The following is a 23,679-nucleotide window of genomic DNA, read 5'->3' on the forward strand; positions in this document are numbered from 1 at the left end:
CAGTCCGACGTCGCCGACCGTCGTGAAAGACTGGCAGACATGAACACTTGGCAGTCGCCGTACGTCGCCTCCCCCATCGACGCCCTCGTCGACCTGCCCGGATCCAAGTCGATCACCAACCGAGCACTGATCCTCGCCGCACTCGCCGACGGCCCGTCGCAGATCACCGGAACCCTCCGCAGCCGGGACACCGACCTCATGCTCGCCGGTCTCGCCGCGCTCGGTGTCGGCATCTCCGCCGACCCGGACGATCCGACGTCCGTCGCCATCACGCCTGCGCCCTTGCACGCCGCGCAGATCGACTGCGGCCTCGCAGGCACCGTCATGCGATTCCTTCCGGTTACGGCGGCACTGGCCACCGGGGACGTCGAGTTCGACGGCGACGAGCAGGCGCGCAGCCGCCCGTTGCACACCGTGCTCGACGCGCTCCGCCACTTGGGCGTCTCGATCGACGGCGCCACCCTGCCGCTCACTGTGCACGGAACAGGCGCCGTCGAGGGCGGCGCCGTGACCATCGATGCATCCGCATCGTCGCAGTTCGTGTCGGGCCTGCTGCTGTCGGCTGCACGGTTCGACCGCGGCGTTCAGATCACCCACGACGGCGAGCCCGTCCCGTCGATGCCGCACATCGACATGACGATCGACATGCTCGCGCAGGCAGGCGTGACCGTCACCGCCGAAACCGACCCGTCCGGCGCGCCCGTCCGCTGGTCGGTCGGCCCGGGGCCGGTGCAGGCGATCGACTGGGCGATCGAACCGGACCTATCGAACGCCGCCGCCTTCCTCGCAGCTGCGGCGGCCACCGGCGGTCGGGTGAGCGTGCCGCGCTGGCCGTCCACCACCACCCAACCCGGCGAGGCGATCACCGGGATCCTGGCCCGGATGGGATCGACCGTCACCCGCACCGACGACGGCCTCCTCACCGTGACCGGCCCCGACGACCTCGCCCCGATCGACGCGGACCTGCACGACGTCGGTGAGCTCACCCCCACGATCGCCGCGCTGGCGGTACTCGCCGATGGCACGTCGACGTTGCGCGGCATCGCGCACCTGCGCGGCCACGAGACCGACCGTCTCGCTGCGTTGAGCACCGAGATCAACGGGCTCGGCGGCGACTGCCGGCAGACCGACGACGGGCTCGTCATCGTCGGCTCCCCGCTGCACGGCGGGGTATGGCGCACCTACGCCGATCACCGCATGGCCACGGCCGGGTCGTTGATCGGCCTGCGGGTGCGTGGAGTCGGGATCGAGGACGTCGAGACCACTGCGAAGACGCTGCCCGACTTCGTCTCCATGTGGGAGACCATGGCCGGGACAGCCTCGTGAGCCGGGGTGCGCGGACGTACGACGAGTCGGATGTGAAGATCCGGCCCGCCAAAGGCAGTCGTCCACGCACCAAGACCCGTCCGAAGCACGCCGACGCCGAGACCGGGATGGTGGTCTCGGTGGACCGCGGCCGCTGGGGTTGCGTGATCGGCGACGACCCCGACCGCCATGTGGTCACGATGCGCGCCCGCGAACTGGGCCGTACCCCGATCGTCGTCGGCGATCAGGTGGGCGTCGTCGGCGACCTGTCCGGCCGCCCCGACACCCTGGCCCGCATCGTGCGAGTCGAGGATCGCCGAACGGTGCTGCGGCGCACCGCGGATGACACCGATCCGTACGAGCGGATCGTCGTGGCGAACGCCGATCAACTGCTCATCGTGACCGCGCTGGCGGACCCGCCGCCACGCACCGGCTTCGTCGAGCGCGCTCTCGCCGCGGCCTACGCAGGCGGTCTCACCCCGATCCTCTGTCTCACCAAGTCCGATCTCGCTGATCCGGCGGAGTTCACCGCCCACTTCGCCGATCTCGAACTGCCCGTCGTGGTGACAGGTCGCGACGACCCGCTGGACGAGTTGTGGGAGATCCTCGACCACAAGGTGACCGCGCTGATCGGGCATTCCGGCGTCGGGAAGTCGACGCTGGTGAATCGTCTTGTGCCGGAGGCTGATCGGGCAACAGGCGTCGTGTCCGGCGTCGGCAAGGGCAGACACACGTCGACGCAATCGGTGGTACTGCCGCTCCCCGACCGCGACGGCGCTCGCGGCTGGGTGGTCGACACTCCGGGCATCCGGTCGTTCGGGCTGGCGCACATCACCGCAGATGAGATCATCGACGCCTTCGACGACCTGCGCGACGCCATCGACGATTGCCCGCGCGGGTGCACGCACCTCGGTCCACCCGCGGATCCCGAGTGCGCACTGGACGACCTGACGGACTCTTCGCACCGACGTGCCATGGCCGTGCGGGAACTCCTCAGCGCCGTCTCCGGCTCACCGTCGGAGGCATGAGGCCCACCGGTCAGGTTCGTCCGGTGGCGTCAACCCGGTTCAGGCAGCACGGGCGAACCGCTGGGACCGCCGCTGCTCCTTGAGCTGTGCGAGTGCGGTACGCAGTCCTCGCGCACGCGGATTGATCCCGTCGAACCGGCGTTCCGAAGCAGTCTCGGGCGCATCGTCGGTGGTCGCGCTGAGCATCCAATCGGGCAGCGCCAACTTGTTGACGGTGCGCAGGGTGCGCAGATACTGCATCGTGAGCGAGCCGGTGTTGTACGGCAGGTCGTACCTCTCGCACAGGTCGCGGATCCGCATGGAGATCTCCGCGTATCGGTTGCTCGGCAGATCCGGATAGAGGTGATGCTCGATCTGGTAGCAGAGGTTTCCGCTCATGAAGGCCAGCGCCGGGCCGGCCTCGAAGTTCGCGGTTCCCAGCATCTGCCGCAGGTACCACTGCCCCTGCGTCTCGTTCTCCAGAGTCTCAGCGGTGAACTTCTCCGCACCGTCCGGGAAGTGCCCGCAGAAGATCACCAGGTACGACCACAGGTTGCGCACGAGGTTCGCGGTGAGATTCGCGGTGACCGTGTGCGTGAAGTTCGGTCCGGTCATCGCCGGGAATAGCACGTAGTCCTTGGCCATCTGCCGGAGCGCCTTCACGACGAACTTCTTGATCTCCGGCCGCGCCTCCTCCATCGGCTTACGCCCGGCGACGACCTCCTTCAACTCGAGGTCGTGCAGCGCCATCCCCCACTCGAAGGTGGCGGCGAGCATCACGTTGAAGAACGGCTGGAACGCGCGGCGCGGCTCCCACGCCTCGTCGCGGGTCATGCGCAGGATCTTGTACCCGACGTCGTGATCCATGCCGAGCACGTTCGTGTACTTGTGGTGGATGTAGTTGTGCGAGTGCTTCCAGTGCGGAGACGCGCACACCATGTCCCACTCCCATGACGTGGAGTGCACCTCGGGATCGTTCATCCAATCCCACTGGCCGTGCATCACGTTGTGGCCGATCTCCATGTTCTCGATGATCTTCGCCACGGCGAGAGACCCCGAGCCCAGGAGCCACAGCGACCGGCGGTGGCTGCCGAGCAGCGCGACGCGACCGAGAACCTCGAGACCGCGCTGCGCCTGAATCGTCCGGCGCACGTACCGTGCGTCGCGCTCACCGCGGCTCGACTCGATCTCCCGACGCAGCGCGTCGAGCTCGGCACCCAGCGACTCGACGTCTGCATCGGTCAGGTGCGCGTACTCATTGATATCCGAAATCGCCATCGGAGCCTATTATGCGCTGACCCGCGCACGGAGGCGAGACCGGTTCTCGGCGATCGCGGTGCGCAGCCCGCGGCGACGGCCGGTGCCTGCGTCGACCACCGGAGTCAGACGCGACTCGCCCTCGCCGCGGAAGCGCTTCTCCGACGCGGTCTCGGGAGCATCGTCACTCGTGGCACGCAAGTACTTGTTCGGGAGCGACAGCTTCGCCATGGTGCGCCACGACTTCGCGTACTGCACCGGGAACGAACCGGTGGTGTACGGCAGGTCGTACTTCTCGCACAGCGCCTGGACGCGAACCGAGATCTCGGCGAGCCGGTTACTCGGCAGGTCGGGGAAGATGTGGTGCTCGATCTGGTACGAGAGGTTGCCGCTCATGAACCCGAGTACGGGCCCCGAACGAAAGTTCGCACTGCCGAGCATCTGGCGCAGATACCACTGCCCCTGCGTCTCGTCCTTGAGGTCGAACTTGGTGAACTTCTCGGCGCCGTCCGGGAAGTGCCCGCAGAAGATGACGGCATTGGTCCAGAAGTTCCGCATGATGTTGGCCAGCAGATTCGCCGTCGCCGTCTTGCGCGCGGCTTCCGGCGATCGCGTGACCGCACCGACGAGCGCCGGGTACACGACGTAGTCCTTGCCCACCTGGCGGGCGATCTTGGTCCCGACGTCCGTGATGTCCCGGCGCAGTTCCGCCTTCGCCTCCGGCGTCTTGCGCTTCTTGCCGAGCTCCAGATGCTGCGCTGCGATGCCGTACTCGAACAGGGCCGCGAGTGCCGTGTTGTAGAAGAGATTCCCCAGGTTGAACGGCTTCCAGCGCTGGTCCCGCGTGACTCGCAGCAGTCCGTAGCCCACGTCGTCGTCCATGCCGAGCACGTTCGTGTACTTGTGATGGATGAAGTTGTGGGTGTGCTTCCAGTGCGCGCTGGGCCCGGTGTTGTCCCACTCCCACGACGTGGAGTGCACCTCTGGGTCGTTCATCCAATCCCACTGGCCGTGCATCACGTTGTGGCCGAGTTCCATGTTCTCGACGATCTTGGCGAGGCCGAGCGTGGTGGCGCCCGCCCACCACATGGAGCGCTTGCGTGCACCCACCGTCAATGCGCGGCCGGTGACCTCGAGCCCGCGCTGCAGGCGGATGGTGTTGCGCAGGTAGCGGGCGTCGCGTTCGCCGCGGTCCGCTTCGATGTCGGCGCGGATCGCGTCGAGCTCGGCGCCGAGTGCCTCGACGTCTGAGTCCGTCAGATGTGCGTACTCCGGGATGTCGGCGATAGCCACATTCACTCCTCACTACGGATACGTAACTTACGCAATCGTAGGTTACCAATCCGTAGCTTGTCCACCGGAGCGTCAGACGTCCAGCGTGCAGTCCCCCGCCGCCGCACTGACACAGGTCTGGATGCGTTCACCTTCGACGTGCTCCGCACCGTTTCGCAGGTCCCGTACGGCCCCTTTGTCGAGCATCACGACGCAGCTCTGGCAGATGCCCATCCGGCAGCCGAACGGCATGAGCACCCCGGCCTTCTCACCCGCCTCGAGCAGCGTTGCGGCACCGTCGGCCTCGATCTGCTTCCCGCCTCGCCCGAAGGTCACCGTGCCGCCTTGCGCACCGGCCTCGCCGCGTTCGAGCGCGAACCTCTCGATGTGCAGATGATCACTGCGCCCCGCTTGCTCGAACGTCGAGGTGACCATCTCGATGAAGCCTCCCGGCCCGCACGCCCACACCTCGCGCTCGGTCAGGTCGGGCACGAGTTCGGCGAGCGCCGCGGAATCGAGTCGACCGTCGCTCTGCGTGAGACGGAGCTTCACCTCGACGAGTCCGCTGTCGTCGATCTCGCGCAACTCGCCAGCGAACAGCACGTCGGCGGCATCCGGCGCGGAATGCACGAGTATCGCATCGACCCGCTGCCTGCGTCGCCGCATCATCCGCAGCATCGACATGATCGGGGTGACTCCGCTTCCGGCCGTGACGAACAGCAGCTTGGCGGGCAGCGGATCGGGCAGGACGAACTCTCCCGCGGGCGCGGCCAACCGCACCACGGTCCCCGGCGTCAGACCGTTCACCAGGTGCGACGAGAGGAAGCCCTCCGGCATCGCCTTCACGGTGATCGACACCGTCCCCGCGTCGCGCGAGCTGTCCGGCTCCGAGGTGAGCGAGTACGAGCGCCACGTCCACCTGCCGTCCACCAGCACACCGATGCCGATGTACTGGCCCGGGTGGTAATCGAACGAGAAACCCCATCCCGGACGGACGACGATGGTGGCGCTATCCGAGGTCACCGGTGTCACCGACACGATCCGTCCGCGGAGCTCGCGAGCCGACCAGAGCGGATTCACCAGGTGCAGGTAGTCGTCCGGAAGCAGCGGGGTCGTGACCCGTGCGAGTGCGGCGCGCGCCCACTTGCCACCCGAGCTGCCCGCCACACCCGCGACCGGTGCCTCGAATCGTTCCCGCCAACCCATGTGCGACTCCTCCGTCGACCCGTTCCAACCTACGACACCGTAGGTTAGCGGCTCCGAGTGCGGACGGCGAACGCCGGCTTCAGGCCAGGAGCGTCCCCGCTGCGGGCTCGTACGCCGCGATGAATCCCTCACCCGACACTCCGGCCATCGTCAGCATGAGTGACGGCACCGAGGTCCCGTCGATCTGCTCGCGGATGATGTCGGCGTGACCGGCGTGCCGGGCGAACTCCTCGATCTGATGGATCAGATACGAACGGGTCTTGATCGTCGACGACTCGTTGATCCCGTACCACGGCGCAGGCGGCTCCACCGTGTCCGCGTCTGGGTCGAGGCCGCGGAGAACCTCGATGAACTCGATCCGAGTCGCGTCGAACCGCTCGATCATCCCGGTCGCCGTCTCCTCGCCGGTGAGCGCGAAACTGCCCATGTAGGCGTTGAACGCCTCCTCATCGATCGGTTGCGGGGTCCACCCGGGCGTCCCGAAGCGGACGATGCCGCCCCGCATCCCGTGTTCGACGTGCTTGAGAATGCCGGCGATCGACAGTGCGCTGCGGCACGGCGTCTGACGGGCTTGATCCTCGGTGAGCCCGAGGAGCGCGGCGCGGAGTGCATCGAGCTGTTCGTCGATGCAGGTGATCGCGGCGTTGCTTTCGTTCTGACGTGCTGGAGCGTGCATCTTCTTCTCCTGATGACCTGTGACGAGGACCGGAGCGGCCGTCGTTCTTCAATCAGGATCGCAAGGCATCCGGACAGTTTCCGTCCGCAGTGTGAATCAGTTCAGCGGTCAGTTTCTGTCCGGTTGCTAGAGGAGCTCGAGCAGGAACGGCAGCTCCTGAGTCGCGTACCAGCCGAGGTCGTGGTCCTCCACGTCGCCGACTGCCAGCTCGGCGTCCTCATCCCCCATATCGGCTGCGTCGATGACGTCGACTGCTGCGCGGACCGACTTCTCCGCGTCGGCTCCGTCCACGTGCACCGCGACGATGTCGGCGAGAGCGACGCCCCCGGACACCTTCACCACGGCATCATCGAGGTCGGAACGGACCGTGGCGTCCGCATCCGCCACGACCACCACGCGCCGCAGCGGCAGATCGGAGTCCGACGGCGCCGACAGCAGCCGCAACGAGGCCAGAGCGGCCTCGCGAAGCGCCGCTTCACCCAGTTCCTCGTCGTCACCCGAGGTGTACGCCTCGCGCAGCGCCGGCGTCACCGCGAACCCCGTGCCGCCGAGCGGCATGAAGATCTCGTCGCCGCCTGCGGACAGGCCCTGCACCATCTCGAGCGTTGCCGGCAGATATACCCGCATGCGCAGGCTCACTTCCCTTCGTTGTCGGAATCGGGGCTGAAATCGGAGCTGGAACTGACGGGATGGGGCCGCTTCTTCGGGAAGGTCGAAGGAACCACCGGGCTGTGCAGCAACTCGTCGAACGAGTCCATCAGATACCCCGCCATGGCGGGCAGGTCACCGACAACGGCACGGTCGGCGATGAACGCGAACTGCACCGAGTCGCCGTACTCGTTCACGCTGATCGCGAGCGCCCGCTGAGCCAGCAGGGCCGGGATCGTGTAGATCTCGTCTACCCGGCACCCCCGCAGGAACCGGCCGGAGACCTGACCGCTCATACTCACCGGCACGTTGTACGTGCGCTGGAAGATGCTGCTGAAGGCTCGCGTCGAGAAGCCGGCGAACGGAATCATCCCGAGTTCGGGGAGCAGCGGTTTCATCTCGGGCGCCAACCGGCGAGGCGACGTGGCGTACCGATCGGCCAGGCCCGCCACCTGCATCAGCCTGACGGCAGGCGAATCCTCGCCGATCGGAAGGTCCGTGACGAACTCCGGTTCGTACTCGGGCACCCAGCTTCCGTTGCCGACCACGGCCCCTTCCGGATCGCGCGCTCGCAGGGGAAGGATCACCCGGACCGTCTCGCCGTGACCGACCGAGTCGTTCACCGACTGCGTCCAACGGCGCAGCACACCGGCGGTCATCGCCAAGACGACGTCGTTGAAGCTGCAGTCGAAACGCGCGGCGATGCGCGCGCAGTCCGTCCGCGGCACCCGGGCCGCCGCGAACAGCCTCGACGACGTGGTGACGGCGTTGAGCGGGCTGTCGGGCGCGGTGTTGACGAGCTGCTGCACCGCGGAGACGACGAACCGCGCCGACTTGTCGGCCACCGACCACACGTCGGCGACCGGACCGTTCCCACGCAGCAACGAGTCGACGAGTTCGCCGGGACGCGCCATCGCATCCGCGAGCGCACCGACCGTGATCGAGGTCTGCCCGGGCGGATGCCCCGGCATCCACAGGTCCTCGTCCAGGTCGGGAGGCTCGGGCGTGAAGTCGGTGATGACCTCGCTCAGCTCCCGGTTCTCCGGTCCGGCGATAAGGCACCGGTGGGTCTTCGTCAGCACCGCGACGTGCCCGTCGGCGAGCCCCTCGATGAGATACAGCTCCCACAGGGGTCTGGTCCGATCGAGCGGACGCGACATGAGCCGCGCTATCAACTCCTGCAGTTGCTCGGGAGCTCCCGGTCGAGGGAGCGCCGACAACCGGATGTGGAAATTGATGTCGAAGTCGGCGTCGTCCACCCACAGCGGCCGGCCGAGACCCAACGGAACCTCGTTCACGACCTGCCGATACCGCGGCACCAGTTGCAGCCGTCGCTCCACCAGGGACACGAGCGACGAGTAGTCGAGCTTCCCCTCGGAATCGGCACCGCCGACCACCGACGGGTCGACGATCATCAGTGCGCCCATCGCCGCACTGGTACCGGCTCCGTCGAGGAAGTAGAACATCGCGTCTTCCGCCGACAATCGATTCACCATGATGAGATCGAGTCTAGGTGTCCTACCGGCCGCTCCCCACTCCCACGACACGAACAACGGCCAGTCAGATGATGCCGAATTCGATCAGCACCCACCGGAGCTCGGGAAAACGGCGTCTGCCGGGAAGACGGACCGGTCTCAACTCGAGTCGGCCGACCACTGCCCTGACCCTCGACGCACGCTCCACAGTGCCGAAGCAGTCCGCTTGTCGGGGCGAGGCCATCTGCAGGTGAACGCGCCGCAGGCGCGCCGTCGTTCCGGGTCCGCCTGCACGTCCGGGCCCCGCCTCCCGGCGTTGCAGCACCATCGTCAGTTGCGCGAAGACGTCCGGCGAGGTGACCGTGGCGAGGTGCTCGCATGGGCGGCGTCCGTCGAGGACCTCGAATACCCGCTGCAGCGTGCCGACGGCCGCGGTGCGGGCGGCACGCGCAGATTCGAGCGGCGGAGCGCTCGTCCCGGTTGTCGGTGCGCCGGAACTGGCGATCGCGGATTTCGGGGTGGCGAATATGACGGTGCTCATAACAGTTGGACGCACACCGGAGGCTTCCGGTTCCACGACACTGCGAGAAGGCTTCTGGGAAAAGGCCTCCGGCGAGAAAGTTCCGGAGAGAGGGTTCGGCTGCCCGCGTGCCGATCGCCATCCGTCGATCGTCGACAGCACCGGCCGTCAGCGGCCCTCCGGACTCCCATCCGAGTCGGCATGTCGGGGTTCCTGCTAATCCGCGCTGTGCTGGGGCTCGTCCGCCCCGTGCTTCTCCTTCGCCCAGGGCAACTTCTCCGGCCATGGCAACGCATGCACGATCAGCAGTACCAGCCCTCCCCAGATCACTCCGAACACCGCGGACGCGAGCGTGTTCGCGATCCAGCCGATGACGCCGCCGATCGCCGGGATCAGGCCTCCGAACCACTCCTCGATGTGGTGGACCACGTCGTACGGGTACGGCAGGCCGAGTTCGTCGGCCCCGACGAGGACGATGTGCCCGCCCACCCAGCACATCGCGATCACGCCGACGATGCTCAAGGTCGACAGCACCACCGGCATCGCCCGCACCAGCCCGCGGCCGATCGCGGCGACCGCGGTGGTCTCCCGCTTGGCCAGCGCCAGACCGATGTCGTCCATCTTCACGATCGCCGCCACCACGCCGTACACCAGCGCGGTGATCAGGATCCCGACGACGATCAGGATGACGGCGCGGGCGAGGAACGCTTCGTCGGCAACCTCGTTCAGCGCGATCACCATGATCTCGGCGGACAAGATGAAGTCGGTGCGGACAGCACTGCTGACGACGGCCTTCTCCTGGTCCGGCCCCACCTCGTCGGCGTTCTCCTCCGCCGTCGAGTGACCGGAGATCCATTCCCAGATCTTCTCCGCACCCTCGTAGCAGAGGTAGGTGCCGCCGATCATCAGGATCGGCGTCAGAAGCCACGGCAGCCACTGACTGAGGATCATCGCGATCGGCAGGATGATCAGCAGTTTGTTGCGCAGCGACCCCTTCGCGATCTTGCCGATGATCGGAAGCTCCCGTTGGGGTCCCACGCCGTGCACGTAGCGCGGCGTGACCGCGGTGTCGTCGACGACCACCCCGACGGCCTTCATGCTCGCGCGCCCGGTGGCGGCGGCGACGTCGTCTACCGACGCGGCCGCCATCTTGGCCAGTACGGCGACGTCGTCCAGCAGTGCGGCGAGTCCAGCGCTCATCCGCTAAGCGTAGCTACTTCTTGCGGCGACGGTTGCGGCGCTCGGCTTCCCGGCGCTCCTTACGGCTCCCCTGGACCGGCTCGTCGCCGGACGCCCGTGCAGCAGAAGCCGGTGACGGTGCGGCACCCGCGAGCTCCTGCGCCTGCGAATGAATCTCGGCGGCACCGTCCTCGCCCGGACCGCTGAAGGTATGAGCCGTTTCGTCATCCGCCGGCGCCTCGTCGTCGCCGAACCCGGCGCCCGCGAGCATGTCGCTCACCGAGGTACCGAGAGCGGGTGCGGTGCTCTGCAGTTCGACCTGCGCATTGAAGAGGATCGAGACGGTCTCCTCCTTGATGGCGTCGAGCATGCCCATGAACATGTCGTAGCCCTCGCGCTGGTACTCGACCACCGGGTCGCGCTGCGCCATCGAACGCAGGTGGATTCCCTCACGGAGGTAGTCCATCTCGTACAGGTGATCGCGCCACTTCCGGTCGAGCACCGAGAGCAACACCGACCGCTCGAGGTTGTGCATGCCCTCATCACCGGCCACGTCGACGATCTCCTGGACGCGGCGGTCATAGGCGGCCAGCGCATCGTCGACGATCATCGTCCGCAGTTCCTCGCGGGAGACGTCCTCCCGCTCGCCGAACTCGTTCTCGTCGACGATGTCCTTCTGGTCGAGCGAGATCGGGTACAGCTTGCCGAGCGCCTCCCACAACCGGTCGAGATCCCAGTCCTCCGCGTAGCCGACGGCCGTCTCGCCGTCGACGTACGCGCCGACGACGTCGCTGACCATGTTGCGGACCTCGGCCCGATGATCATGGCCTTCGAGGATCTCCTTGCGCTCGCTGTAGACGACCTTGCGCTGGGAGTTCATCACCTCGTCGTATTTGAGGACGTTCTTGCGGATCTCGAAGTTCTGCTCCTCGACCTGCGTCTGCGCGCTGCGGATGGCGCGGGTGACCATCTTCGCCTCGATCGGCACGTCTTCCGGAAGGTTGACGCGCGTCATGATCGTCTCGAGCGCGGCGCCGTTGAAGCGGCGCATCAACTCGTCGCCCAGCGACAGGTAGAAGCGCGATTCGCCGGGATCGCCCTGGCGGCCGGACCGGCCGCGCAACTGGTTGTCGATGCGGCGCGACTCGTGACGCTCGGTGCCGAGGACGTACAGGCCGCCGGCCTCACGGACCCCGTCGGCCTCGTCGGCGGCCGCCGAGCGTGCGACCTCGATCGCCTCGTCCCACGCCGTCTCGTACTCGTCCGGAGTGTTCACCGGGTCGAGACCGGCCTTACGCAGGCGGGTATCGGCGATGATGTCGGGGTTGCCGCCGAGCACGACGTCGGTGCCTCGGCCTGCCATGTTGGTGGCGACGGTGACCGCGCCGAAGCGCCCGGCCTCCGCGATGATCTGCGCCTCCTGCTCGTGGAACTTGGCGTTCAGCACGGAGTGCTCGACCTCGGCTTCGGTGAGCTTCTGCGACAGGTACTCGGAGCGTTCGACGCTCGTGGTGCCGATCAGAACCGGCTGCCCCTTGGCATTCCGCTCGGCGATGTCGGCGACGACCGCGTCGAACTTGGCAGGCTCGGACTTGTAGATGAGGTCGGCCCGGTCCTTGCGCACCATCGGACGGTTCGTCGGGATCTCGACGACGCCCAGCTTGTAGGTCGCCTGGAACTCAGCCGCCTCGGTCTCGGCGGTACCGGTCATACCCGAGAGCGTGTCGTACAGGCGGAAGTAGTTCTGCAGCGTGATCGTGGCGAGAGTCTGGTTCTCCGCCTTGACCTCGACGCCTTCCTTCGCCTCGATCGCCTGGTGCAGGCCCTCGTTGAAGCGACGACCGTCCAGGACGCGCCCGGTGAACTCGTCGACGATCATGACCTCGCCGTTGCGGACGATGTAGTCCTTGTCGCGGTGGAACAGCTCCTTCACCTTGATGGAGTTGTTCAGGTAGCTGACCAGCTGCGAGTTGGACGGTTCGTACAGGTTGTCGATGCCCAGCCGGTCCTCGACGAACTCGACACCAGCCTCGTGCACGCCGATGGTCTTCTTCTTGATGTCCACCTCGTAGTGGACGTCCTTCTCCAGGAGCGGCGCGATCCGTGCGAACTCGCCGTACCACTTGCTCGACGAGTCCGAGGGACCGGAGATGATGAGCGGGGTGCGGGCCTCGTCGATGAGGATCGAGTCGACCTCGTCGACCACGGCGAAGTTGTGGCCGCGCTGAACGAGATCCTCCATCGAGTGCGCCATGTTGTCGCGGAGGTAGTCGAAGCCGAACTCATTGTTGGTGCCGTACGTGATGTCGGCTGCGTACGCGGCGCGGCGCTGGTCGGGCGACATGCCGGTCAGGATGACGTCGGTCTCCAGACCCAGGAACCGGTGCACGCGACCCATCCACTCGGCGTCACGCTTGGCGAGGTAGTCGTTGACCGTGATGACGTGCACGCCCTTGCCCGACAGCCCGTTCAGGTAGGCGGGCAGCAGACACGTCAGCGTCTTGCCCTCACCGGTCTTCATCTCGGCGATGTTGCCGAAGTGCAGGGCTGCGCCGCCCATGATCTGGACGTGGAAGTGCTTCTGGCCCATGACGCGCCATGCGGCTTCACGCACCGTTGCGAATGCCTCGAGAAGGATGTCGTCGAGGCTCTCACCGTCTTTGAGACGCTTACGGAACTCGTCGGTCTTCGCGTGCAGTTCTGCGTCGGTGAGCGCTTCCATCTCGTCGGACAGCGCTTCCACGCTCGTCGCGTACGAGTCCAGTCGCTTGACCAGACGGCCTTCGCCGAGTCGGAGCAGCTTGTTGAGCAACGGTTAATCCTCTGGGTAGGCGGTCGAGTACGCCGCCGGTCGTCGCATTCGCAGCGACGGACCGAACAGAACTGCGTCCATGGTACGGGGCGCGGCGACGTGAGCGTGTGGAGCACACCCCGGAACCTCGCTGAGCGGACATCCACGACACCGCATGGCCGTCGCCCGTTCCCGGGCGACGGCCATGAGTGAGGTGCGTGTCAGGCCAGCCTGAGCAGCCCGTAGTCGAACGCGTGGCGACGGTAGACCACCGAGGGCTTATCGGTCTCCGAATCGTGGAACAGGAAGAAGTCGTGCCCCACCAGCTCCATCTCGTAGAGCGCGTCATCGACTGTCATCGGCGACGCCGGATGGTCCTTGACGCGGACGACCTGCCCGGGACGGTGATCTTCCACACCGTCGTCCCAGCGGTCGGCCCCGTTCGGCTCGACCCCATCGAGCTCAGGTACGGCGGGCAGGGGCGGGACGGCGTCGTAGGTCGCCTCCGCGAGCGACGTGGCGCGTCGGTTGCCGTCCTTGCGGACCTGCTTGCGGCGCTTGGACCGGCGCAGTCGCTTGTGCAGCTTGTCGAAAGCGAGTTCGGTGGCGGCGTAGAAGTTCTCTCCGCTCCCCTGCGCCCGGACGATCGGCCCCCGGCCGATGCCGGTGACCTCCACGACCTGACTCTCCTTCATCCGGCGCCGGTTGGGTTCGTGATACAGGACGACGTCGAAACGGAACAGCGACTCGTCGAAGTGTTCGAGGCGGGACAGTTTGTCACCCAGGTACGCGCGGTAGTGATCGGGGATCTCCACATTCCGGCCGTTCCAGGAGACCTCGGCGCGCGGCACGGCGAGTTCGCCGGCGGACGAAGAAGCGGGGGGTGGGGTGAACGCGGCTTCCTGCTGTTCGCGCGTCTGCGGTTCCGGACCCTTCGGCTCACGTTGACCTTTTCGGTGAACGACCGTCATTCGAGTTCCTCCTCCGATTGCTCCCGTCTGGGACATCACCCAGAGGGATATCAATTCGCTGACCGCACAACCGGATTCGTGTCAGGAACCCGCGTGCGGGGCAGTACAGCTGCTCAGATGAACAGCGATGGGTCCCCGGGCGTGATCAGTCCATCAGGCTCGGAGAAGGGTCATCACCTCCCGGCACTCGACGTTCATCACTGCCACTTCCGAAGGTATCTGCATTCTTGCCGTCCGGCCACGTTTTGATGATCTACTGCCGCTCCCGTGGTGTCAGGCGCCCGCCAGCACCACCACGGCCCGAACCCGGACACCCGCCTGAGCGAGCCGGCGTACGGACGCCGCGGACGTCGCGCCGGTGGTGAGAACGTCGTCCACGAGCACGGTGAGGGTGTGCGGTGACCGCATCACCGCCTGCGGACGTCGCGTCAACCGGATCGCACCCGCGAGGTTCGACGACCGCGCCCCGGCTCCGAGGCCGGCCGAGTCGCGGGTGAGGTGCGCGGTCGCGAGCACCGGTACCACGTGCGCACCGGAGCCGAGTCTGGTCGCCGCCGCCGATGTGACCGCGGTGACCGGGTCACCGCCGCGGCGCCGGGCGGATGCGGTCCTCGTCGGCGCGGGCACCAGCGCCAGATGCCTGCACGATGGGAGGTCGCCCCACTCGGCGAGCGTCATCAGCGCGGCGGCCAGCCCGTCCCCGAGAATCGGCGCCAGATCGCGCCTGCCGTGCTCTTTCAGCTCCAGGACGGCGCCGCGCAGCGGGCCCGCGTACCGGCCGACGGCCCACGCGGGCACGCCCGGGTCGACGCGCGGACGCAGTGCACGCGGAACGTCCCGGATCGTCGACGCGCAACCGTCGCACCAGGGCGTGCCCGGGCGTGCACACCCTCCGCACAGGACGGGCACGGCGAGATCGCCGACCGCGGCCAGCAGTGTGCGGACTGCGCGCCCCGTCGCCGACGAGCCCATGCACCGATCATTCCGCGGTGGCGGTCATCGGTCACCCGGGCGGTCCACAGGCGGGTCGGCCGAGTCAGCCGCCGGGAATCACCGGAATCGTGCTCGACCGCGTATCCGGACTCACACTCGTCCAGTACTGATCCGTGCGGCCCGGCCCGACTCCCAGCTGCTGAACGCCTTGCGTATCGGTCACGTACACAGTCGCAGGCGATGCGCTCACCCGGGTCACGGGCGGTTTCAGGTTGCCGCCGACCAGGCCGCTCGACTCGCCCCCGGCCAGCGGGATCCGCATCACCGGTGTCTCGTCGCCCAACCGCACCGCGTACAGCGTGCTGCCGGTCGACCACGCGATGTCCTGTACCGCGGTGTCGATGTCGATGGCTGCGGGGCGCACCCCGGTCAGGGACGGGAGTCCCCGCTCGTTGGTGGAGACGACCGCGAGCATCGGGCGGCCGGACACCACCAGTGCGACGCGCACACCGTCGGGAGCGACGCTCATCGCGGTGATCGGACCGGGAGCCTTCTCCCGGACCGCCGAGATGTCGAGCTCGAGCGACCGCACGCTCCCCTGACCGTCGACCGACCACTCGACCGGATGGCCGTCGACCACCGCGTACCCGTCCGACGAGTCCGCGACGTAGGTCGGCGAGTTGATCACCCGACCGCTGGTCACCTCGGTCGGCGCCGCACCGTACGGTCCCTCGAGCAGAACCTGCTTGCCGTCACGCTCCTCGACCACCGCTGCGCGGCTCAGGTCCCGGGTCACTGCGGCGTTCCGGACCGAGCGTCCATCACCGAGCGGTCCGGGTACCGGAACCGCCCGGCCCCCCGCGGTGCGAAGCAGCTTGCCGTCGCTGACCAGATGCAGTGGCACGGCCGCCGCCTCCTGCGGATCCGGCTGGAACGACTGGACGTCAGCCGTCCGCCATCCGTGGTCGTGATTGGCGACGAGCGGCGCACCGTCGGCGTTGATCGTGTACGGGCCGGTGATTCCCGCCTCGTCCAGCGTCCAGATGATCTGCGCGGCGAGCACCGTCCGGTTGGCGGCGTCGCCATCGACCATGTTGTTCAGGTCGATGGACAGTTGACCGTTGTCCCCGGACACCGGTCCGGACAAGCTGACGCCCTTCTCGGCCCCCGAGCCGATCGCGCCGCTCAGATCCGGCGACGGCCCCTGCAGCAGACGCGCGAGCAGCTCGGTCGCTTGAGGAGTGGCGCCGAACACCCAGCGAGGGTCGGTGACCAGCCGCGACATCGACGGGTCCGGAAAGTAGAGGTCCGCCTGTCGGTACGCGGTCAGGAACTGCTCCCGATCGGTGATCGTGCCGTGCAGCTGGTCGCCGTTGATCCGCCACGAGCCCCGCACCCGACGCAATGTCAACGGAGTGACCAGCGCCCCCGACGCCGGCAGCAACTGCCCCTCTGGACTCAGTCTCCCCACTTGATCGGCGGTGATCCGCAGCCGGACGGCCGCCTCGGTCCGCTCGTCCACGATGACGCTCACGTTGTCGACGATTCGCATCTCGCCCTGATCGTCCCAGCGCTTCGAGGCGTCGTCGGTGAGGAACTTGCGGGCGGCCGAGTGCCCGCCGCTGGGGTCGGCCATCGCCTTGACGTAATTCCGCACGAGCGTCTCCGGATCGTCCGAACGGCGCGGCTCCGGGACTGCGTTGACCGGCAGTTTGCGGTCGAACGCCTCGATCGGCTGCGGCGCCGACGAATCCGGGATCGCAACGCAGCCGGTCGAGGTGAAGACCGCGGCCGCGACTGCGATGAGTCCGATCAGGCGCCTTGACGCAGTGGTGCGGGCGGTCACCGGGACACCTCCGGGGCGGGTTTGAGCGGTAGCGGACTGCCGAGGAGCTTGTGTCCGCGGATCAGCGGGAGCGTCAGTCGGAAGCACGAGCCGCTTCCTGGTTCACCCCACGCCTCCAGCCTGCCATGGTGCAGGCGCGCGTCCTCGATGCTGATCGCCAGACCGAGGCCGGTGCCGCCGGTGCGCCGCACCCGCGACGGGTCGGACCTCCAGAAACGGTTGAACACCAGCTTCTCCTCGCCGGGGCGCAGACCGACTCCCTGATCGCGCACGGTGATGGCGACGGCGTCGCCGTCCGATCGCATGGTGAGGGTGATGGGTTTGCCGTCACCGTGGTCGACGGCGTTGGCCAGCAGATTCCGCAGGATGCGCTCCACCCGACGCGGATCGATCTCCGCGAGGACCGGATCGGCGGGCAGGTTGACGACCAGTTCGCTGCCCGCCTCATCGGCCAGGTGAGCGACCGTCGAGACCGCGCCGTCGACCGGTATCGCGACGTCCATCCGCTCGGCGGCCAGGTCGGCCATGCCCGCGTCGTGACGCGAGATCTCCAGGAGTTCGGTGAGGAGCATCTCGAATCTGCCGAGTTCCTTCTGGAGCAGTTCCACGGATCTCCGCTGAACCGGATCCAGGTCGTCCCGGCTCTCGTACAGCACGTCGGCCGCCATCTGCACGGTGGTGAGCGGGGTGCGCAGTTCGTGACTGACGTCGCTGGTGAACTGGCGCTGCAGGCCGCCGAACTCCTCCAGATGGGTGATCTGCTTGGACAGACTCTCCGCCATGTCGTTGAACGAGGTCGCCAGGTGCGCGAACTCGTCATCGCCGTGCACGGGCATGCGCTCGGTGAGCCGCCCGTCGGCGAACCGGACGGCGATCCGCGAGGCGGACCGCAGGGGCGCGATCACCTGACGCGACACCAGCCAGGCGATGGCGGCCAGCAGCCCGAGCAGCACGATGCCGACCGCCAGCAGGGTGCCGCGCACCAACGACACGGTGTTCTGCTCGCCCGAGAGCGGGAACACCAGGTAGAGCTCCAGCCCCTGGACGGGCGACTCGACAGGCGTGCCGATCACCAGCGCCGGGGCCACCTCGTCTCCGCGTTCCACGGAGGAGTACTGGTACGCGACCTGTCCCCCGCCGATGAGCTTCTGCAGGGACTCCGGGACCTCGCCGACCGGACCCACCGAGATGTCCGACTCGGCGGCCTCGGAGTCCTTCACGGTCAGCACACTGTCGAATGTGCCGACCGCGAGCGCCGCCTGACTGGACTCCGAGTCGCTCGACGAGAGCAACGATCGGGCCCGCGCCATCTGATTCTGGGTCGAGGTGGTCGACTCCTGACTGCTCAGCACGCGTTCGACGACTCCACGCGCACGATCGACCTCGTCGTTGGCCGCCGTCTCCTTGGCTTCCAGGAGCCGATCGGTGATCTGACTGACGAGCAGGAACCCGAGGATGAGGAGAACGACGAACGAGAGGACGAGCGTGGAGACGACGACGCGCAGTTGCAGCGAACGCGACCACACCGACGCGAACGCGCGGCCGACAGAACTGGCCGCGCGCTGCGTTTTGCCGACGAGACGGTTGAACCGCCGACGCCCGCTCACGGCGGTCCGGCCTTGTAGCCGACCCCTCTCACCGTCAACACGATCTCGGGGTTCTCCGGATCGATCTCGACCTTGGCGCGGAGTCGCTGAACGTGCACGTTCACCAGGCGGGTGTCCGCGGGATGCCGGTAACCCCAGACCTGTTCGAGCAGCACGTCACGGGTGAACACCTGGCGCGGCTTGCGAGCAAGGGCGACGAGGAGATCGAACTCGAGTGGCGTCAGCGAGATCTGCTCACCGTCGCGGGTCACGTTGTGGGCGGGCACGTCGATCTCCACCGGGCCGATCGCCAGCAGCTCGGCCGGCTCGTCCTCGGTGCGGCGCAGCCGGGCGCGGATACGCGCGACGAGCTCCTTCGGCTTGAAGGGCTTCACCATGTAGTCGTCGGCGCCCGACTCGAGCCCGAGCACCACGTCGACGGTGTCGGACTTGGCCGTCAGCATCACGATCGGCACACCCGAATCGGCCCGCAGCACACGGCAGACGTCGATGCCGTTCATGCCGGGCAGCATCAGGTCGAGCAGAACCAGATCGGGTCGCACTTCGCGGACCGCGGTCAGCGCCTGGGTGCCTTCGCCGACGACGAACGGCTCGAACCCTTCGTTGCGAAGCACGATGGTCAGCATCTCGGCGAGGGCTGCGTCGTCGTCGACGACGAGGATGCGAGGCTTCATGTGACACATCGTGTCACCTCGGATGGCCGTTGAGCCGTTTCGACGCGCCGAGCACCCGTGACGCACCTCCCACGGGTGCTGATTCTCGGCCGTAGACTGTTACGCGTGGGAATCCTGGTGGCGATCGAAGGCCTCGATGGAGCCGGTAAGCGGACCATCGTCAGCCGCATAGCCGCGGCAGCTACCGAGCGCGGCGCGCGCACCTCGACCGTCGCCTTCCCCCGATACGGCGAGTCGATCACCGCCGATATCGCCTCCGAGGCACTGCACGGTGAGCACGGCGACCTGCCCGACAGCGTCTACGGCATGGCCCTCCTGTTCGCACTCGATCGCGCTGCGGCCGGAGCTGCGATCAAGGCCGCGCTCCGCGAGTACGACCTCGTCCTCTGCGACCGGTACGTCGCCTCGAACGCCGCGTACAGTGCCGCCCGCCTCCGCGAGGACGTGACGCGGTCGCCGGTGGTCGACTGGGTCGCCGATCTCGAGTTCGGCCGTTTCGGTCTCCCCATCCCCGACCATCAGCTGCTGCTCGGCGTGCCACCGGATGTCGCGATGGCCCGAGCGTCCGACCGGGCCATCACCGACGTCGACCGGCCGGTCGACCATTACGAACGCGACGGCGACCTCCAGTCGGCCGTCTACCGGGCCTACTCCGACCTCGTCTCGGCCCGCTGGATGTCCGACTGGTCGCACGCCGCCGACGACGCCGCGGTCTCCGCCGTGATCGATCAGCTGACGGTCTAGACCTCGCGCGGATACGCCGACGGCGGCCACCCGGACCCGGATGGCCGCCGCTCGCGTTCAGTCTGGAACCTCCTGACGAGACCCCGACGAGAGGAATCTCAGTACCGGTAGTGCTCCGGCTTGTACGGACCCTCGACGTCGACGCCGAGGTACTCCGCCTGCTCCTTGCTGAGCTTGGTCAGCGAGCCGCCGAGTGCCTCGACGTGGATGCGCGCGACCTTCTCGTCGAGGTGCTTCGGCAGCCGGTACACCTCGTTGTCGTACTCGTCCTTCTTCGTCCACAGCTCGATCTGCGCGATGACCTGGTTCGAGAAGCTGTTGCTCATGACGAAGGACGGGTGACCGGTCGCGTTGCCCAGGTTCAGCAGACGCCCCTCGGACAGCACGATGATCGAGTGGCCGTCCTCGAAGACCCACTGGTCGACCTGCGGCTTGATGTTGATCCGGTTCAGGCCGGAGGCCGACTCCAGGCCCGCCATGTCGATCTCGTTGTCGAAGTGGCCGATGTTGCCCAGGATCGCCTGGTTCTTCATCTTCTTCATGTGCTCGAAGGTGATGATTCCCAGGTTGCCGGTCGCGGTGACCACGATGTCGGCGTTGCCGATCGCATCGTCGACGGTCACGACGTCGAAGCCGTCCATCAGCGCCTGCAGCGCGTTGATCGGGTCCACCTCGGTGACCTGGACGCGCGCGCCCTGGCCCGCCAACGACTCCGCACAGCCCTTTCCGACGTCGCCGTAGCCGCAGACCAGCGCCTTCTTGCCGCCGATGAGGACGTCGGTGCCGCGGTTGATGCCGTCGATCAGCGAGTGGCGGGTGCCGTACTTGTTGTCGAACTTGCTCTTGGTGACCGAGTCGTTGACGTTGATCGCCGGGAACGAGAGGTCGCCGGCAGCAGCGAACTGGTACAGACGGAGCACGCCGGTGGTGGTCTCCTCGGTGACGCCCTGCACCGACTCCGCGATCGCGGTCCACTTGCCCGCGTCGGCTGCCATCGTCTTGCGCAGCAGAGCCAGGAACACCTTGTACTCGGCGGGGTGACCGTCATCGTCGGGCGGAACCACGCCTGCGCGCTCGAACTCGGCGCCCCGCAGCACGAGCATCGTGGCGTCGCCGCCGTCGTCGAGGATCATGTTGGCGGGCTGGTCCGGCCAGGTGAGCATCTGCTCGGCGGCCCACCAGTACTCCTCCAGCGACTCGCCCTTCCACGCGAACACCGGAACGCCCTGCGGCGCCTCGGGAGTTCCGTTGGGTCCGACGACGATCGCCGCGGCGGCCTCGTCCTGGGTCGAGAAGATGTTGCACGAGGCCCAGCGGACTTCGGCGCCGAGAGCGGTCAGCGTCTCGATGAGCACGGCGGTCTGCACCGTCATGTGCAGCGAACCCGAGATGCGGGCGCCCTTGAGGGGAAGCACATCGGCGTACTCGCGGCGCAGATCCATCAGGCCGGGCATCTCGTGCTCGGCGAGACGAATCTCTTTGCGGCCGTACTCGGCGAGCGACAGGTCGGCGACCCTGAACTCGACGCCGTTACGTGTCTCTGCGGTCAATGCGCTGGTAGGCGCCGTCATCTGATACCTCTCGTCGGCATTGTCGTCGTTAACGGCGGTACCGGTCGCCCGCTGGGCGACCGGTACCTCGTCACTGCTTGTCTACGCTATCGCGCTCAGGTGTCGCGGGTCGGATGCGGTTGCGTTTCTCGATCCTGACCCGCAGCGTGCTGAGCACCGTCGACGTCCGGCAGGTCAGCGACTTCGGGGTGCGTGTTCAGGAAGATCACGCTCGCCACCAAGCCACCCCACACGATGACGGCGGCGATGACGAGCAGCACGATCGCGGATGTCGTCATCGGTTCGCCCCTTTCGGCTCGGTACGGCGTTCGGTGGACGGCGAGTCCAGGTCGGGCCACGCGCGGAAGTCCGGGTCGTCACGTCCACCCCAGCCGATGAGCGTGAACACAGCGGTGAAGACGATGGTGAAGGCGATCGTGCCCCAGCCGAACACCCCGATGTACCAGGCCGGATAGCCTTCGTAGCCGTTCACGATCAGGTCGTGCACCTTCTGCACGAGCATCACCGTGAGGAAGATCGGAGCGTAGACGCCGATCACCGGGATCCACCACTTCCCCACGTGGAAGGTGGAGACCATGTTGAGATGCCGTCGCAGCGGATCGATGGTCCGAGCGATCCAGACCACGATCACGCACATCGCGATCGCCGAGACGACGATGCCGATGTTATTGGCGAACTGGTCGACGGTGTCGAGCGCGACCAACCCGGTCGTGGTGGCGAACAGCCCGAACGACACCGCTGCGGCCACGATGCCCACCGCGACTGCGGCGACCTCCTTCGATAGGCCGAATTTCTCCTGAACGGCCACCGATACACCGATGACCAGCGAGATCAAGGACGTGAAGCCGGCAATCGCGAGCGACCCGAAGAACAGTGCACCGAAGATCGCACTGCCGGGCATCTCGGAGATGACGGCCGGGAAGGTAATGAACGACAACGTGGGTCCGGTGAGGCCGTCGAGATTGTCGAAGGTGACGCCTTGCTCGTGCGCGAAGAAGCCGAGCGTCGAGAAGACCCCGATACCGGCCAGGATCTCGAACGACGAATTCGCGAATCCGACGACCAGCCCGGACGACGTCATGTTGGCCTTGCGTCGCTGGAACGAGGCGTAGGAGATCATGATGCCGAAGGCGATCGACATGGAGAAGAAGATCTGGCTGTACGCCGCGATCCACACGTTGAGGTCGGTGAGCGCGCCCCAGTCCGGGGTGAACAGCGCGTTGAGGCCGTCGCTCGCTCCGGGAAGCGTCAGTGCGCGGATGACCAGAGCCGAGAAGCCCAGCACCAGAAGCGGCAATCCGATGACGTTGACCTTCTCGATGCCCTTCGCGATCCCGAGAGCGAGGATCGCGATGATGGCGACCCACACCCCCACGAGCGGCCACGCGACGCCGGCGACGAGTTCGCTCGAGACGCCCGGGTCCGCCGCGTGGAGGTAGTCCTCGGTGAAGAACGTCGCCGGGTCGTCGCCCCACTTGTTCCCGAAGGAGAAGTAGAAGTAGCTCAACGACCACGCGATGATCACCGCGTAGTAGACGGAGATGACGAACAGCAGAGCGGTCTGGAACCAGCCGAGCGCCTCGGACTTGCGCCACATGCGCCGGAACGAGAGCGGTGCGGACCCGCGGAACCGGTGTCCGATGGAGTAGTCGAGGAACAAGATCGGGATACCCGCGGTGACGAGCGCGATCAGGTACGGAATCAAGAACGCGCCGCCGCCGCTCTCGTAGGCGACTCCGGGGAACCGCCAGATGTTCCCCAGTCCGACTGCCGATCCGATGGCGGCGAAGATGAACCCGCGGTTACTGGTCCAGGTTTCGCGCGTCTCGGTACTCGAGCGCACTTCTGCCACGAGTGTGACTCCCTTCATACTGTTCGATCCTGCAGACGCTATCGCAAACGCGAAGGCGATCACGGCGCATCGCCGACTATGCCGAGGGAGAAGCCTATTCCGGTTCGGTCACGGTGATTCGGCCCACCCCGGAATTAAACGGACC

General features: G+C 67.1%; 20 protein-coding genes. 3 read left to right on the forward strand and 17 right to left on the reverse strand.

Annotation, left to right across the window (positions count from 1 at the left end; genetic code table 11):
• Positions 1–39 precede the first annotated feature (39 nt).
• Positions 40–1,326 (forward strand): 3-phosphoshikimate 1-carboxyvinyltransferase, encoded by a 1,287-nt coding sequence (aroA, locus tag FO044_RS11455; RefSeq protein ID WP_132991993.1) that lies wholly within the window; start codon positions 40–42, stop codon positions 1,324–1,326.
• A complete protein-coding gene (gene rsgA / locus FO044_RS11460; RefSeq protein WP_132991994.1) occupies positions 1,323–2,333 on the forward strand; it encodes a ribosome small subunit-dependent GTPase A in 1,011 nt (336 codons plus the stop codon). Before aroA ends, rsgA begins: the two co-directional genes overlap by 4 nt.
• Before the next feature lie 39 nt (positions 2,334–2,372).
• Here rsgA and FO044_RS11465 read toward each other — a convergent pair whose 3' ends face one another.
• The 14 genes from FO044_RS11465 to mtrA form a co-directional block, all read right to left on the reverse strand.
• Positions 2,373–3,590, reverse strand: coding sequence for a fatty acid desaturase family protein (locus FO044_RS11465; protein WP_132991995.1), 1,218 nt, complete (start codon positions 3,588–3,590; stop codon positions 2,373–2,375).
• A 9-nt stretch (positions 3,591–3,599) separates the two neighbouring features.
• A complete protein-coding gene (locus FO044_RS11470; protein ID WP_132991996.1) occupies positions 3,600–4,862 on the reverse strand; it encodes a fatty acid desaturase family protein in 1,263 nt (420 codons plus the stop codon).
• 72 nt (positions 4,863–4,934) lie between these two features.
• On the reverse strand, positions 4,935–6,047 hold the full coding sequence (locus tag FO044_RS11475; protein WP_132991997.1) for a ferredoxin reductase: 1,113 nt from the start codon (positions 6,045–6,047) through the stop codon (positions 4,935–4,937).
• Positions 6,048–6,126: 79 nt separating this feature from the next.
• Positions 6,127–6,723 (reverse strand): mycothiol transferase, encoded by a 597-nt coding sequence (locus tag FO044_RS11480; protein WP_132991998.1) that lies wholly within the window; start codon positions 6,721–6,723, stop codon positions 6,127–6,129.
• 126 nt (positions 6,724–6,849) lie between these two features.
• Positions 6,850–7,350 carry a DUF6912 family protein gene (locus FO044_RS11485; RefSeq protein ID WP_132991999.1) on the reverse strand — a complete coding sequence of 167 codons (501 nt, stop codon included), beginning with the start codon at positions 7,348–7,350 and terminating at the stop codon, positions 6,850–6,852.
• 8 nt (positions 7,351–7,358) lie between these two features.
• Positions 7,359–8,867: a wax ester/triacylglycerol synthase domain-containing protein gene (locus FO044_RS11490; protein WP_132992000.1), complete on the reverse strand. Its 1,509-nt coding sequence runs from the start codon at positions 8,865–8,867 to the stop codon at positions 7,359–7,361.
• A gap of 64 nt (positions 8,868–8,931) precedes the next feature.
• On the reverse strand, positions 8,932–9,387 hold the full coding sequence (locus FO044_RS11495; protein ID WP_222103201.1) for an Rv3235 family protein: 456 nt from the start codon (positions 9,385–9,387) through the stop codon (positions 8,932–8,934).
• Between the two features lie 195 nt (positions 9,388–9,582).
• Positions 9,583–10,566 (reverse strand): DUF808 domain-containing protein, encoded by a 984-nt coding sequence (locus FO044_RS11500; protein ID WP_143965689.1) that lies wholly within the window; start codon positions 10,564–10,566, stop codon positions 9,583–9,585.
• A 13-nt stretch (positions 10,567–10,579) separates the two neighbouring features.
• Positions 10,580–13,357 (reverse strand): preprotein translocase subunit SecA, encoded by a 2,778-nt coding sequence (gene secA / locus FO044_RS11505; RefSeq protein WP_132992002.1) that lies wholly within the window; start codon positions 13,355–13,357, stop codon positions 10,580–10,582.
• A gap of 200 nt (positions 13,358–13,557) precedes the next feature.
• Entirely contained in the window at positions 13,558–14,307 is a 750-nt protein-coding gene (gene hpf / locus FO044_RS11510) for a ribosome hibernation-promoting factor, HPF/YfiA family (RefSeq protein WP_132992003.1), read from the reverse strand.
• Positions 14,308–14,580: 273 nt separating this feature from the next.
• Positions 14,581–15,279: a ComF family protein gene (locus FO044_RS11515; protein WP_132992004.1), complete on the reverse strand. Its 699-nt coding sequence runs from the start codon at positions 15,277–15,279 to the stop codon at positions 14,581–14,583.
• 64 nt (positions 15,280–15,343) lie between these two features.
• A complete protein-coding gene (locus FO044_RS11520; RefSeq protein WP_132992005.1) occupies positions 15,344–17,086 on the reverse strand; it encodes an LpqB family beta-propeller domain-containing protein in 1,743 nt (580 codons plus the stop codon).
• Complete coding sequence (mtrB, locus tag FO044_RS11525; protein WP_132992006.1) at positions 17,083–18,693, reverse strand: MtrAB system histidine kinase MtrB; 1,611 nt, start codon at positions 18,691–18,693, stop codon at positions 17,083–17,085. The genes FO044_RS11520 and mtrB overlap by 4 nt, the downstream gene beginning before the upstream one ends.
• Positions 18,690–19,376 (reverse strand): MtrAB system response regulator MtrA, encoded by a 687-nt coding sequence (mtrA, locus tag FO044_RS11530; RefSeq protein WP_186290541.1) that lies wholly within the window; start codon positions 19,374–19,376, stop codon positions 18,690–18,692. Before mtrA ends, mtrB begins: the two co-directional genes overlap by 4 nt.
• 96 nt (positions 19,377–19,472) lie before the next feature.
• Between mtrA and FO044_RS11535 the strand changes: the two genes are divergently transcribed.
• On the forward strand, positions 19,473–20,111 hold the full coding sequence (locus tag FO044_RS11535; protein WP_132992008.1) for a dTMP kinase: 639 nt from the start codon (positions 19,473–19,475) through the stop codon (positions 20,109–20,111).
• Between the two features lie 98 nt (positions 20,112–20,209).
• Here FO044_RS11535 and ahcY read toward each other — a convergent pair whose 3' ends face one another.
• From ahcY to FO044_RS11550, 3 genes are all read right to left on the reverse strand, one after another.
• Positions 20,210–21,682, reverse strand: a complete 1,473-nt coding sequence (ahcY, locus tag FO044_RS11540) for an adenosylhomocysteinase (protein ID WP_132992009.1) — start codon at positions 21,680–21,682, stop codon at positions 20,210–20,212.
• 95 nt (positions 21,683–21,777) lie between these two features.
• Positions 21,778–21,960, reverse strand: a complete 183-nt coding sequence (locus tag FO044_RS11545; protein ID WP_132992010.1) for a methionine/alanine import family NSS transporter small subunit — start codon at positions 21,958–21,960, stop codon at positions 21,778–21,780.
• Positions 21,957–23,534 carry a sodium-dependent transporter gene (locus tag FO044_RS11550; protein WP_132992011.1) on the reverse strand — a complete coding sequence of 526 codons (1,578 nt, stop codon included), beginning with the start codon at positions 23,532–23,534 and terminating at the stop codon, positions 21,957–21,959. Before FO044_RS11550 ends, FO044_RS11545 begins: the two co-directional genes overlap by 4 nt.
• Between the last annotated feature and the right edge of the window lie 145 nt (positions 23,535–23,679).

It is taken from the genome of Gordonia zhaorongruii (assembly GCF_007559005.1).
GTDB lineage: Bacteria > Actinomycetota > Actinomycetes > Mycobacteriales > Mycobacteriaceae > Gordonia > Gordonia zhaorongruii.

What these genes read in the sequence shown, in the direction of transcription:
- FO044_RS11490 (WP_132992000.1), bottom strand. Translation starts at nt 8,867, where the DNA reads ATGGTGAATCGATTGTCGGCGGAAGACGCGATGTTCTACTTCCTCGAC.
- hpf (WP_132992003.1), bottom strand. Translation starts at nt 14,307, where the DNA reads ATGACGGTCGTTCACCGAAAAGGTCAACGTGAGCCGAAGGGTCCGGAA.
- FO044_RS11545 (WP_132992010.1), bottom strand. Translation starts at nt 21,960, where the DNA reads ATGACGACATCCGCGATCGTGCTGCTCGTCATCGCCGCCGTCATCGTG.
- mtrA (WP_186290541.1), bottom strand. Translation starts at nt 19,376, where the DNA reads ATGTGTCACATGAAGCCTCGCATCCTCGTCGTCGACGACGACGCAGCC.
- aroA (WP_132991993.1), top strand. Translation starts at nt 40, where the DNA reads ATGAACACTTGGCAGTCGCCGTACGTCGCCTCCCCCATCGACGCCCTC.
- FO044_RS11480 (WP_132991998.1), bottom strand. Translation starts at nt 6,723, where the DNA reads ATGCACGCTCCAGCACGTCAGAACGAAAGCAACGCCGCGATCACCTGC.
- FO044_RS11475 (WP_132991997.1), bottom strand. Translation starts at nt 6,047, where the DNA reads ATGGGTTGGCGGGAACGATTCGAGGCACCGGTCGCGGGTGTGGCGGGC.
- FO044_RS11500 (WP_143965689.1), bottom strand. Translation starts at nt 10,566, where the DNA reads ATGAGCGCTGGACTCGCCGCACTGCTGGACGACGTCGCCGTACTGGCC.
- ahcY (WP_132992009.1), bottom strand. Translation starts at nt 21,682, where the DNA reads ATGACGGCGCCTACCAGCGCATTGACCGCAGAGACACGTAACGGCGTC.
- FO044_RS11515 (WP_132992004.1), bottom strand. Translation starts at nt 15,279, where the DNA reads ATGGGCTCGTCGGCGACGGGGCGCGCAGTCCGCACACTGCTGGCCGCG.
- FO044_RS11495 (WP_222103201.1), bottom strand. Translation starts at nt 9,387, where the DNA reads ATGAGCACCGTCATATTCGCCACCCCGAAATCCGCGATCGCCAGTTCC.
- FO044_RS11485 (WP_132991999.1), bottom strand. Translation starts at nt 7,350, where the DNA reads ATGCGGGTATATCTGCCGGCAACGCTCGAGATGGTGCAGGGCCTGTCC.
- FO044_RS11465 (WP_132991995.1), bottom strand. Translation starts at nt 3,590, where the DNA reads ATGGCGATTTCGGATATCAATGAGTACGCGCACCTGACCGATGCAGAC.